The organism is Nitratifractor sp. (genome assembly GCF_015487065.1).
GTDB lineage: Bacteria > Campylobacterota > Campylobacteria > Campylobacterales > Sulfurovaceae > Nitratifractor.
Map to the genome: position 1 here is coordinate 1 of NZ_WFQN01000065.1, position 12,111 is coordinate 12,111.

Consider the following 12,111-nt stretch of genomic DNA (forward strand, 5'->3'; position numbering starts at 1 on the left):
AGTGGAACAAGATACTCCTCTCCTACTCTCTCTTTGATATACTCCCTTGCTAAACATTTGTCCGCAAGTGTTGTAAGTATCTCCGGCCGATAATGAAGTTTGAGCCACTGTATCTTCTCCGTATAGGTCTCCGGATGCTCCAAATCCGGCTTTACACCCAATCGTTTCTCATACTGTCTGATAATAACGCTCCTATCCGACCTCAGGTTCTTCGGCTTCAAAAATTCCAACCTATGCCGTAGCCTCCAATAAAGGTTTAACATTATCCCTTCTTCCCTGCTAAAAAATTATTGATATATTTAATTTTATATTTAATTCTACTATTTAAAGATACTTTTTTCAAACTTTTCCTGTATATTGCAGGAGAATGTCCAATTGAAACATTTAGACAGTGTAAATATCCAATGAGAACAATGGACAAATTCCTCAAACGAATCAAGCAAAGAGAGAGCTAAGGAAAATTGTGCATAATTCTGTACTCTATACCCCCTATTCAAGAAGTGCCCTCGAAAAGCGAGAACATTCAGAGGGATCAGTTCGATTAGATATCAAAAAAAACAAAAAGTGAAGCTCTCTATTGGAACCACATCACAAAAAAATCCTCTTCATCCGCCAAAAACATACCGACTTCGGTGGAGCCGAACGCTACCTCCAACGTTTGGACTCCGCAATGAAACGAGAAGGGTTCCAGACGGAGATCCTCCACTCCACACTTCCCAAGCAACTCCCCTCCTGGCTCAAAGCCCTCCTCTTCAGTCGGCAGATCTGCAAAATAAAAGATCAAACGAAAAACGAAAAACGACAAATGACGAGAATCTATTTCTCCCTCGATCGCATTACCTGTCCGGATATCTACCGGGCAGGAGACGGAGTCCATAAAGCGTTTCTTCAGACCAAGGGCTTCAGCCTCAATCCTCTTCACCTGAGCTATCTATGGCTGGAAAAACGAACCTTCAAAAACGCCAGACTCATCATCGCCAACTCCCATCTCGTCAGAGAGCAGATCCTGCGCTTCTATCCCGAAACCAAGCCGGAAAAGATCCATGTCGTCCACAACGGTGTCCCCATCCCCGAACGATTCAACAAACCCGAGGCGAAATGCTCCCTGGCGGAGGAGTTCGGATTCGATCCTTCGCTGCCGGTCCTCCTTTTCGTAGGAAGCGGATTCGAACGCAAAGGAGTGCGGGAGTTTCTGATGATCCTCTCCCGCCTCCGATACTCCTGTCATGCCTTTATCGTCGGCAAAGAGAAACATATGGGGAAATACCGCAAAATGGCCAGAGAACTCGGAGTAGCCGATCATGTCATCTTCACCGGTTCCAGAACCGATGTGGAACGCTTCTACGAAGGGGCCGATCTCTTTCTCTTCCCTACCCGGTATGAACCCTTCTCCAACGTAATCCCTGAGGCCCTCAGCTACGGGACCGTCGCCCTGACCACCCGTCAGAACGGGGCTTCGGAGATACTCCCAAAGGCGTGGGTCATGGACCGGCCGAACGATCTTTCCATCGTTGAAACGATCGACCGATTTCTCTCCGATCCGGTTCAACTGGAACAATCATCCCGGAAAGCGAGAACGATCGTGGAACAGTACCCCATCGAACGAAATGTCCGTGAGACCCTCGAGCTGATCCAGAGATATTTTGGATAAAATCACGTGATAAATAGATTTTTGGAAGGAAATGTTAATGCCCAAAATCACTATTGCCGGGACCGGCTACGTCGGCCTCTCAAACGGCCTCCTGCTGGCTCAGAACAATGAAGTTGTCACCCTGGATATCATCCCCGAAAAGGTGGAGATGATCAACAGGGGGGTCTCTCCCATCGAGGACAAAGAGATCCAGGAATACCTCCCAAGACTTATTCAAAATCCGAATCCCGGCATTCGTGCAACCCTGGACAAAGAAGAGGCATACCGGGATGCCGACTATGTGATCATCGCCACCCCCACCGACTACGACCCCCGGACCAACTATTTCAACACCAAAAGCGTCGAAGCGGTCATCGGCGACGTACTGGCCGTCAACCCCGAAGCGGTCATGGTGATCAAGTCCACGGTCCCTGTGGGGTTTACGCAGAAAATGCGCAAAAAATTCGGAACCGATAATCTTATCTTCTCCCCCGAATTTCTGAGGGAAGGCAAAGCCCTCTACGACAATCTGCATCCCTCCCGGATCGTTGTGGGAGAGCGCAGTGATCGGGCGAAGCGTTTCGCCGAGCTGCTCCTGGAAGGCGCTATCGATAAAGATGTACCGATACTCCTCACCGACAGCACCGAAGCCGAGGCCATCAAACTCTTCGCCAACACCTACCTGGCGATGCGGGTCGCCTATTTCAACGAACTCGACAGCTACTGCGAAACCCACGGTCTGGATACCCGGCAGGTAATCGAAGGGGTAGGACTCGATCCGAGGATCGGGATGCACTACAACAACCCCAGCTTCGGCTACGGCGGCTATTGCCTCCCCAAGGATACCAAGCAGCTGCTGGCCAACTATGCCGAGGTCCCCAGCAACCTCATCCGGGCCATCGTCGACGCCAACCGCACCCGCAAGGACTTCATCGCCGACCGGATCGTGGAGCGCCTCCCCAAAGACGAGTACGGCTATCCGGCCGGTACGGTGGGGGTCTATCGTCTGGTGATGAAACAGGGCTCGGACAACTTCCGTTCCAGTGCCATCCAGGGAATCATGAAACGGCTCAAGGCCAAGGGGATCGAAGTGATCATCTATGAACCGGTGCTGGAGGAGGAGTGTTTCTTCCACTCCGAAGTGGTCAGGGACCTGGAAGCGTTCAAAAAGAGATCCCATGTCATCGTCGCCAACCGGATGAGCGAGGCCCTGGAGGATGTCAAAGAGAAGGTCTACACCCGGGACCTTTTCGGCAACGACTAATCTCCCTGGAAAATCGGTATAATACGTGTAATTACACGTGAAGGATTTCCTGTGCAAAAGAAACTGACCATTACAATTGACGAAGAGGTTTATTACGGATTGCGTGAAGTGATAGGCCCCGGAAAAGTAAGCCGTTTTATCGAAAATCTTCTCCGCCCCTATGTTCTGAAAAAGCGCATGGAAGAGGGATACCGCGCCATGGCCGAAGACCGGGAGCGGGAGACGGAGGCTTCCGAGTGGGAAGCGATCGCCTTCAAAGACGAAGAGTCCCATGAGGCGTGGTGAAGTCTGGTGGGTCAACTTCGACCCCTCGGTCGGAGGTGAAATCCGCAAAAAGCGCCCGGCGATCATCCTGAGCAATGACCTCTCCAACCGTTACCTCAACCGGGTACAGGTGATCCCGCTCAGTTCGCAGGTTGCCAAACTCTATCCCTGCGAAACGCTTATCAACTTCAACGGTATCGAGAGCAAAGCGATGGCAGATCAATTGACCACCATCAGCAAACTCCGGCTCATCTCCAAAGCCGGAGTCGTCAGTGCCGCGGAGCTGGCCGCCGTCGAACGGATCGTCAAACTCCAGTTGGATCTCCTCTGATCACATGAAAATCCTTGTCGAACTTCCCACCTGGCTGGGCGACGCCGTCATGGCCACGCCGGCACTGGAAAATCTCTACGCCGCCTATCCCGATGCCGAGATTACTCTGGTGGGGTCCTATGTCGCTACCGAAGCGCTCAAAGCCCATCCGAGAGTCAACCGGGTAGTCGTTGATCAAAGCAAGCAAGGCGGCTTCCGCCCCCTCAATATCTACCGCCTGGCCAAAGCGCTCGGCCCCCACGACCTGGCCCTCAGCTTCCGCAGCCACTTCTACTCGAAACTCTTCCTCACACTCACAGGCTCCAAGCGGAAACACCTCTTCAAAAAATCTACCCACTACCCACTACCCACTACCCACTCGACAACCCATCAAGTCGAAAAATACGCCGCCTTCATCAACACTGTCACCGGCCGTGAGGATCACCCCGGCCCCCTGCGCCTCGACTGGCCTGCCAAAGACTACCTTCGCCCCACTTTGGGGATCAACCCCGGCGCCAGCTACGGCAGCGCCAAGCGCTGGTATCCCGAGAAGTTCGCCGAAGTTGCCGCCACCCTGAGCGATCGCTTCGACATTGTGATCTTCGGCGGCCCGAACGAGACCGATATTGCCGAGGATATCGAGAGGATGTTACGGGAACAGAATGTCGAAAACGTCAATAATCTGGCGGGCAAAACGACGATCCCGGAACTTTGCTCCGCCATCGGGGGCCTCGATCTTTTCCTCACCGGTGACAGCGGCCCCATGCACGTCGCGGCGGCTTACCGAATCCCGACCGTCGCGATCTTCGGCCCAACCAAGCATTTGGAAACGTCTCAATGGATGACCCCCAAAAACATCATCGTCCGTCATGACCTGGAGTGCGCCCCCTGCATGAAACGCACCTGCCCTCTCAAACACCACGAATGTATGAAGGGGATCGAAGCGGGGGAAGTGCTGGAAGCGGTTGTAAGAGTTTTGGCATAATAATGCCAGACCTGCAACGAGAGAAAGGATGAATGATGGGAATGGCCAAAGACATTAAGCCGCATTACACGTATAAAGATTATAAACATTGGGAAGGACGCTGGGAAGTCATCGACGGCGAAGCCTTCGCCATGAGCCCGGCACCGATGCCCAAACATCAAGATGTAAGCGGCAATATCCATATCGCTTTACAACAGGAGCTCGTTTCATGCAAAGAGTGCAAAGCTTACCTGCCCATTGATTGGCATGTGGCGGAAGATACTATCGTGCAACCCGACAACCTGGTTCTATGCTACCAACCTCATGGCAGCTACATAACCAAAGCTCCTTCACTGATCTTCGAAGTGGTCTCCCCCTCCACCGCCGCCAAAGATGAACATCTCAAATTCGACATCTACCAAAGAGAAGGGGTACGCTATTACGTCCTGGTCTATCCCGACGAAAAGCTCGCGAAAGTTTATCGGCTCACCCAAGACGGCCGCTACGCCAAAGCTCTGGACGCCACCGACGAAGCCTTCACTTTCGATCTGCAAAAGTGTACCATCGACTTCGATTTTTCAAAGATCTGGAATTGAAATGTCGTCGTTTGTCGTTAGAAGGGGGCGTCGCCCCTCTTTAACTTTTAAATGAAAAGCCGCGTAGCGGCCATCCTAAACTTTTCATTTTTCACTATTCACTATTCATTCAAAACCCTTCATCCACCATCGCACAGAGCAGATGGCCGATGAGGATATGCATCTCCTGGATCCGGGCGGTCTCCTGAGCCGGGACCACCAGGTTCAGATCGCACAGATCGTTCATCGCGCCCCCGTCCCTGCCGCTGAGCCCCAGGGTCAGGCAGCCCAGGGCGTTGGCCCGCTCCAGGGCCCGCAGCACATTGGCGCTGTTGCCGCTGGTGGAGATGCCGACAAGCAGATCCCCCTCTACCGCCAGGGCTTCCACCTGCCGCTCGAAGACCCGGTCGAAGCCGTAGTCGTTGCCGATGGCCGTCAGGGCGGAGGTGTCGGTGGTCAGGGCGACCGCCGGAAGTCCCCGCCGCTCTTTGAGGAAGCGACCCGTCAGCTCCGCGGCGATATGCTGGGCATCGGCGGCACTGCCTCCGTTGCCGCAGAGCAGAACCTTGTTGCCGTTTTGCAGCGTCTGGAGCATCAGCCGTCCCGCCGCCTCGATGGCTCCCTGCATCTCGGTCTCCACCTTGTCCAGCACCTCCCGATGGGCCGCCAGGGATTTGTAGATCAGTGCTTTCATTTCTGTTCCTTTCGCATCTTTTCTATCGTCGCCGTGGTACTCCGCCCTTCGACGAAATCGACCAGGCGGACCTCTTTGGCGATGTCACTGCCGACGACCTCTTTGCCCGCATAGTCTCCCCCCTTGACCAGGATGTCGGGCTCGACGATCCTGATCAGCTCGTAGGGGGTATCTTCGTCGAAGATCGTCACATAATCCACCGCCTCAAGAGCCGCCAGGAGGTAGGCCCGGTCATACTCGGGATTGACGGGGCGGTCCGATCCTTTCAGACGCCGGACCGAATCGTCGCTGTTGAGGCCCACGATCAGGACATCCCCGAAACCGGCCGCCTTTTGCAGGTATTTGACGTGCCCCAGATGCAGGATATCGAAACAGCCGTTGGTAAAGACGATCTTTCTGCCCTCTTTCTTGAGATGCCGGACCGTTTCGGCCAACTCCTCCCGGCTCTTGATCCGATGCTCGGTGGTCGATTCGTGCAGAGCCTTCTCGTAGGCGATGATCTCGTCCCAGGTGGCCGTGGCGCTGCCCAGCTTGCCCACGACGACGGCGGCGGCGGCATTGGCGATCCGGGCCGCTTCGTCGATGGAACCTCCGCAGGCCCGCACGTAGCCCAGGGTAGCGATCACCGTATCCCCGGCACCGGTCACATCGTAGACCTCTTTCGCCACCGTAGGGATCACCCGCATCTCGTCGCCAAAGATCGCCATCCCCTCCTCCGAGAGGGTGATGATGGCCCGTTCCAGCTCCAGCTCCTCCTTGAGCCGGAATCCCGCCTCCCGCAGCGACGTTTCGTCGACGATAGCGATGCCGGTGGCTTCGGAGGCCTCTTTTCTGTTGGGGGTGATGGCGGTGGCGCCCCGGTATTTGGCGTAGTCTCTGCCTTTGGGATCCACCATGACCCGGATGCCCCGCTCTTTGGCCAGGGCGATCACCCCCTGGGTCACCCCTTCGGTCAGGACCCCTTTGCCGTAATCGGAGATCAGCACCGTATCGATCCCCTCATCCAAGAGTTTCCCGATCCGCGCCAAAAGCTTCGCTTCACTCTCTGCTGTGACCGGTTGGCGGGTTTCACTGTCGAAACGGATCACCTGCTGGTGGGAAGCGATCACCCGGCTTTTGCGGGTGGTGGTACGGCTACCGTCTTTCAGAATAGCCGAGGTCCCGACATCCAGGGCTCTAAGCATCTGTTCCAGGCGCTCACCGTCGGCATCGGCACCGATGACCGAAGCCACCTCTACTCTCGCTCCCAGAGCCACCAGGTTGTTCACCACGTTCCCGGCCCCGCCGAGAACCTCCGTCTCCTGGCGCACATCGATCACCGGCACCGGTGCTTCGGGAGAGATCCTCTCCGTCTTCCCCCAGAGATAGTGGTCGATCATCAGATCGCCGACGACGAGGAGTCGCGGGCGCGCCGCTTCATACTTACGCATGAGTCGCTTCGCCTTCGTCGTTTGTCGTTTGTCGTTTGTCGTTAGACAGATAACGCTTCTTCAAACCGACAATCATTTTACCGATATCCTCTAGTTCTGCAATCCAGCAAAACCCCTGATCTTTTTCAATATAGTCAATTTTCATACCGATGAAAATCTGTGTTTTCAATTCGGCGGCCGATCCCTGTGCAATATCCAGAAAACGATAACTCTCTTTGTCGGAAACTCTCTCAACCCCTTCCGCGATATTGGAAGGAATCGATAAACCGGATCGGGTTATCTGATCTTTGAAACCGTAATCTTTTGCATTTCGGAAATAGAGATAGATCTCCGCACTTAAAGCCGCAGACTTCTTCCAAACATCCAGTTTTTCACATTTCATCGACTACTCCATTTCAAATTCAAACGACAAAGAAGGGCGGAGCCCTGTTCAAACGACAAACGACGACCTTTATCGACCAGAAACTTCCGTCTCAAAAAGCCGTTTGATCTCCGGCAGATAACGCCGGATTCCCTCCTCCAGCGTCACTTCCGGCTCATACCCCAGAAACTCCCGGGTCGGTTCGATATCGGCCTGGGTGAAGAATTGGTACTGCCCCACAAAGGGATTGGGGATATATTCGCAGGGGAGGTTTGTCCCCAGCTGCTCCTGGAGGATATCGACGATATCCTGGAAGCTACGGGCTTTGCCGGTGCCGACGTTGTAGACGCCGCTTTTTTTGGGGTTGCAGGCTTTGATGTTGGCCTGGATGATGTCGTCGATGTAGATGAAATCGCGCAGGATTTTGTCGCTCCCTTCGAAGAGCCTGGGGGTTTTCCCCGCCAGAATCTGATGGCCGAACTGGAGCACCATCGAAGCGGTCTTGTTCTTGAAATACTCTCTGGGGCCGTAGACATTGAAATAACGCAGCCCCACGATAGGCCGGTCGCTTGTCTTCATCCACTCATAGGCCAGATGGTCCATGGCCAGCTTGCTGAACCCGTAGATATTGGCCGGATCCTCCCGCCCCACGGTCTGGGGAGCCGGAGCATTACCGTAGGTGGCGCCGCTGCTGGCGTAGATCATCGCCGCGCCCATCTCTTTGGCCATCTGGAGCAAGTCTTTGAAGGCGTTGAGATTGGTCCGCATCATAATGTTCTGGTCGTTGACGGTGGTATCACTGATGGCCGCTTCGTGGAAGATGTAGTCGAAGCGGAAGTCCCGCAGGCGGTTCAGATCCTCCGGATCGGTGATATCCCCGGTAATGATCTCCCCGGTAAACCCCTGGAGATTTTTGTAATGTCCGAAGCTGCGCAGGTTACCGTTGGCGAAGGTCTCTCCGGTGCGGAAGAGGTCGAAGACCACCACCCGGGCGCCGGGATGGTTCTCCTGAAACCAGAAAGCCAGATTGGAGCCGATAAACCCGGCTCCCCCCGTGATCAGAATCGTTTTGCCGTTAAAATCCATTGAGTTCCTTCCATTGGAGAGCTTGATCGGGCGGGACGAGCGCCCGGTGTCCCACGCCCGCCGCTTCCGCCGCTTCGATATCCGTAGCCTTGTCGCCGATCATCCAGGAGGCCGGCATATCGAGATCGAAGCGCCGGGCAGCCTCCAGAAACATCCCCGGCTGCGGCTTGCGGCAAGCACATTGCTCCTCGGGAGCATGGGGACAGGAAAAGACCTGTTCTCTGCCGATACCGATTCCTGCCTTCTGCATCATCTCCAGCATATAGGCCGTCACCTTCTCGAAATCGGCTTCCGAATAATAACCTCGCCCGATCCCCGACTGATTGGTCACGACGATGGGCAGATACCCCTCGGCCTCCGCCTCCCGGATCAGCTCCAGGATCCCCTCGACGAATTCGAAATCCTCTACCCGGCCGACATAGCTGTGATCCACGTTGATCACGCCGTCCCGGTCCAGAAACAGTGCTTTGCGTTTCGCCATCGGTCTCCCGGCTCTCTTTTTTTGATTTAATTATACCTTATACCGGCTGAGGAGGATAGATAGAACCACCCAGGATCAAGAGTGACGATAATATGGGCGATGAGCAGTGACGGATAAATTTTCGATATAATCCCCCTTATTCCTCAAATACAGCAGCTTCATTTTCCAAGGAGAACCCACGACGATGTCCCCCAAGAAATCTCAAAAAAAAGAGACGATGAAAACGATCGAAGCCCTTTTCAACAAAGCCAAAAAGGGTGAGATGATCACCTTCGAGAACCTGGCCAAGGAGTTTGACAAGGCCCCCACTGCCGCCCAGGCCAAAAAGATCAAAAAGCTGGCCGACGAAAAGGGCGTCCAGATCCTCTCCGCCTCCGAATATGCCAAGCATCTCACTCTCCAGGAAGCGGAGCGCCGAGAGATAGAACGCCAAAAACTCAGCGACGGAGAAATCGAGGAAGAGTTCGATATCACCAAGGAAAAAGAGCTTCTGGAGTGGAGCCGCTCCGATTCTCCCGTGCGAATGTATCTGCGGGAGATGGGCAAAATCCCTCTGCTGACCAAAGAGGAGGAGATCGAGCTGAGCAAGCAGATCGAAGAGGGCGAAGATATCATCATCGACGCCATCTGCTCCGTCCCCTATCTCATCGACTATATCCTCAACTACAAAGAGCCCCTGCTCAACCGGGAACGCCGGGTCAAGGAGCTCTTCAAAAGTTTCGACGACAATAGCAGCGACGACGAAGATGAAGAGGTCGACGAGGCGACCAGTAAATCCCGCAAGGCCGACAAACGGGTCACCCAGGTCGTCGAGAGCTTCAAAGCCCTGGAAAAGGCCAAAAAAGAGTGGCTCAAGGAGCGCAACAAGCTCCTGAAGCTCCAGGAAGAGGGCGAAGCCGACGAAGAGACGATCTTTCACGAGCGGCTCAAGGTCGCCTTCCGCAAGCATCAGCTCAAAAAGGCTCTGCTAAATCTCGGGCCCACCAGCAAACTGATCAACGAGCTGGTCAAAGCCATGGAGACCGCACTCAAGAGCGACGACGGCTTCGAAAAGGAGCTCAAGCGCCTCGAATACCGTCTCCAACTCTTCAACGACCAGCTGCGGGCGAACCACCAGAAGATCCTGGACAATATCGTCAATATGTCCAAAGAAGACATCGCCGCCGCCGTCCCCGAAACGACGATGGTGAGCACCTATGTCCAGATCAAAAAGCTCTTCGAGACCCGGGAGGCGAGCAAAAACAGCTTCGACCTACCCCCGGAGAAACTGGAGGAGATCCTGGAGCAAATCCGCATCGGCAAGACCAAGAGCGAGCGGGCCAAGACCCGGATGGCCAAATCCAACCTGCGCCTCGTCGTCTCCATCGCCAAGCGCTATACCAACCGAGGCCTGCCTTTCCTCGACCTGATCCAAGAAGGCAACATCGGCCTGATGAAGGCGGTGGACAAGTTCGAGTACCAGAAGGGGTACAAATTTTCCACCTACGCGACATGGTGGATCCGCCAGGCCATCAGCCGGGCTATCGCCGACCAGGCCCGCACGATCCGGATCCCGATCCACATGATCGAGACCATCAACCGGATCAACAAGATCATCCGCAAACACCTCCAAGAGACCGGCAAGGAACCTGACCTGGAGACCATCGCCGAAGAGGTGGGGCTGAGCGTCGACAAGGTCAAAAATGTCATCAAGATCACCAAGGAGCCCGTCAGCCTCGAAACGCCCGTCGGCGACGAAGATGACGGACGCTTTGGGGACTTCATCGAGGACAAAAACAGCATCAGCCCCACCGAAGCGGTCCTCAACGACGATCTCAACCAGCAGATCGACGAGGTCCTCGGACAGCTCAACGAGCGGGAGCAGGCGGTGATCCGCATGCGCTTCGGCCTCCTGGAGGATATGAGCGACCGAACCCTGGAAGAGATCGGCAAGGAGCTCAACGTCACCCGCGAACGGGTCCGCCAGATCGAATCCAGTGCCATCAAGAAGCTCAAGCACCCGAAAGTTGGAAGAAAACTGAAGAACTATATCGAGGAGTGAGGCCCGGGCCTCACTCCTCAAGTCATTTGCTTCGCTGTCATTTGAGGTCATTTTGCACGCTTCGCGTGCAGTCATTGGGAGAGGAAAATTACTCCCTCCCTTAAATGACCATCAATGACCTCAAATGACCTTTAATGACCTGTTTCCGAAGGATCATCAATGAAGAACAACCAAAGCGAAGCGAAATTTTTCGCTTTAATCATCGGCACCGAGATCCTCAACCGGCGCCGAAACGACAGACACTTCGACTTCCTCTCCCGGGAGCTCCTGGAGCGCGGTTACAGACTCTCCGGCAGTTTCATCATCGAGGACGATCCGGCCCTCATCGTCCAGACCCTCAAATTCCTCGCCTCCCAGCCCAACGCCGTAGTCTTCACCTTCGGCGGCATCGGCTCCACCCCCGACGACCACACCCGCAAAGCGGCGGCCATCGCCCTGAGAGACGGACGGCTGATCGAGCTTCCCGAAGCCAGACAGATCATCGAAGAGCATCTGAAAAAGATGCAGGTCCCCAACCGCCAATACCCTCTGCGTATGGCGGAGCTGCCCCGGGGAGCCAAACTCCTGACAAACAATCCCGTCAACGGCATGCCGGGCTTCTATATGGACGATCGCTACTTCTTCACCCCCGGCTTCCCGGAGATGGCCCATCCCATGGTGCGGGAGGCGCTGGATCGCTTCTTCCCTCCCCGCCGGGACAAAAGCGTCCGAAAATCCCTCACCGCCCTCACCCGCGAAAGCGCACTGATTGACCTGATGGAGAAGCTGCCCGAAGGGGTGGAGCTCTCCAGCCTCCCCAAACTCTACAGCGACGGCCCCAGGGTCATCATCTCCCTGAGCGGCCGGGATCCCCGAAAGGTCGACGAGGCTTTCGGGACCTTCATCCGGGCACTGGAGGAGCGGGGCATTCCCTACAGCCTGGGAGACGAGACCAACGGAGACGAATGAGCTCCGAAACACTTCACCGACTCTCACTCTCCGACGGCGAGACACTCTCCTACACCCTCAAAC

At 55.1% G+C, this 12,111-nt stretch carries 13 protein-coding genes and 1 pseudogene; 8 read left to right on the forward strand and 6 right to left on the reverse strand.

All coding sequences use genetic code 11. The features are described from left to right. Positions 1-263 (reverse strand): annotated as a pseudogene (locus F8I07_RS03535) (hypothetical protein); the annotation flags it as partial. A 407-nt stretch (positions 264-670) separates the two neighbouring features. Here F8I07_RS03535 and F8I07_RS03540 point away from each other — a divergent pair. From F8I07_RS03540 to F8I07_RS03565, 6 genes are read left to right on the forward strand one after another with little or no spacing between them, the layout of a single operon-like run. After that, a complete protein-coding gene (locus tag F8I07_RS03540; RefSeq protein WP_292655811.1) occupies positions 671-1,651 on the forward strand; it encodes a glycosyltransferase family 4 protein in 981 nt (326 codons plus the stop codon). A 37-nt stretch (positions 1,652-1,688) separates the two neighbouring features. Next, positions 1,689-2,894 carry a nucleotide sugar dehydrogenase gene (locus F8I07_RS03545; RefSeq protein WP_292655814.1) on the forward strand — a complete coding sequence of 402 codons (1,206 nt, stop codon included), beginning with the start codon at positions 1,689-1,691 and terminating at the stop codon, positions 2,892-2,894. Between the two features lie 51 nt (positions 2,895-2,945). Continuing rightward, positions 2,946-3,179 (forward strand): hypothetical protein, encoded by a 234-nt coding sequence (locus F8I07_RS03550; protein WP_292655816.1) that lies wholly within the window; start codon positions 2,946-2,948, stop codon positions 3,177-3,179. Next, positions 3,166-3,489, forward strand: coding sequence for a type II toxin-antitoxin system PemK/MazF family toxin (locus tag F8I07_RS03555; RefSeq protein WP_292655819.1), 324 nt, complete (start codon positions 3,166-3,168; stop codon positions 3,487-3,489). Before F8I07_RS03550 ends, F8I07_RS03555 begins: the two co-directional genes overlap by 14 nt. Before the next feature lie 4 nt (positions 3,490-3,493). Further along, positions 3,494-4,453, forward strand: a complete 960-nt coding sequence (gene waaF, locus F8I07_RS03560; RefSeq protein WP_292655821.1) for a lipopolysaccharide heptosyltransferase II — start codon at positions 3,494-3,496, stop codon at positions 4,451-4,453. A gap of 41 nt (positions 4,454-4,494) precedes the next feature. Then, positions 4,495-5,028, forward strand: a complete 534-nt coding sequence (locus tag F8I07_RS03565; RefSeq protein ID WP_292655824.1) for a Uma2 family endonuclease — start codon at positions 4,495-4,497, stop codon at positions 5,026-5,028. A 109-nt stretch (positions 5,029-5,137) separates the two neighbouring features. Here F8I07_RS03565 and gmhA read toward each other — a convergent pair whose 3' ends face one another. The 5 genes from gmhA to gmhB all read right to left on the reverse strand — a co-directional run bounded on the left by gmhA (position 5,138) and on the right by gmhB (position 9,059). Further along, on the reverse strand, positions 5,138-5,701 hold the full coding sequence (gmhA, locus tag F8I07_RS03570; RefSeq protein ID WP_292655827.1) for a D-sedoheptulose 7-phosphate isomerase: 564 nt from the start codon (positions 5,699-5,701) through the stop codon (positions 5,138-5,140). After that, positions 5,698-7,131 carry a D-glycero-beta-D-manno-heptose-7-phosphate kinase gene (gene rfaE1 / locus F8I07_RS03575; RefSeq protein ID WP_292655830.1) on the reverse strand — a complete coding sequence of 478 codons (1,434 nt, stop codon included), beginning with the start codon at positions 7,129-7,131 and terminating at the stop codon, positions 5,698-5,700. Before rfaE1 ends, gmhA begins: the two co-directional genes overlap by 4 nt. Next, a complete protein-coding gene (locus F8I07_RS03580; protein ID WP_292655833.1) occupies positions 7,124-7,513 on the reverse strand; it encodes a four helix bundle protein in 390 nt (129 codons plus the stop codon). The genes rfaE1 and F8I07_RS03580 overlap by 8 nt, the downstream gene beginning before the upstream one ends. A 69-nt stretch (positions 7,514-7,582) precedes the next feature. Continuing rightward, a complete protein-coding gene (gene rfaD, locus F8I07_RS03585; RefSeq protein WP_292655836.1) occupies positions 7,583-8,578 on the reverse strand; it encodes an ADP-glyceromanno-heptose 6-epimerase in 996 nt (331 codons plus the stop codon). Next, positions 8,568-9,059 (reverse strand): D-glycero-beta-D-manno-heptose 1,7-bisphosphate 7-phosphatase, encoded by a 492-nt coding sequence (gene gmhB, locus F8I07_RS03590; protein WP_292655838.1) that lies wholly within the window; start codon positions 9,057-9,059, stop codon positions 8,568-8,570. Before gmhB ends, rfaD begins: the two co-directional genes overlap by 11 nt. A 184-nt stretch (positions 9,060-9,243) precedes the next feature. On the opposite strand from gmhB, the gene rpoD reads away from it, so the two are divergent. Both rpoD and F8I07_RS03600 read left to right on the forward strand, forming a co-directional pair. Beyond that, positions 9,244-11,100: an RNA polymerase sigma factor RpoD gene (gene rpoD / locus F8I07_RS03595; protein WP_292655840.1), complete on the forward strand. Its 1,857-nt coding sequence runs from the start codon at positions 9,244-9,246 to the stop codon at positions 11,098-11,100. A 159-nt stretch (positions 11,101-11,259) separates the two neighbouring features. After that, positions 11,260-12,048: a molybdopterin-binding protein gene (locus tag F8I07_RS03600; protein WP_292655842.1), complete on the forward strand. Its 789-nt coding sequence runs from the start codon at positions 11,260-11,262 to the stop codon at positions 12,046-12,048. Positions 12,049-12,111: the final 63 nt, after the last annotated feature.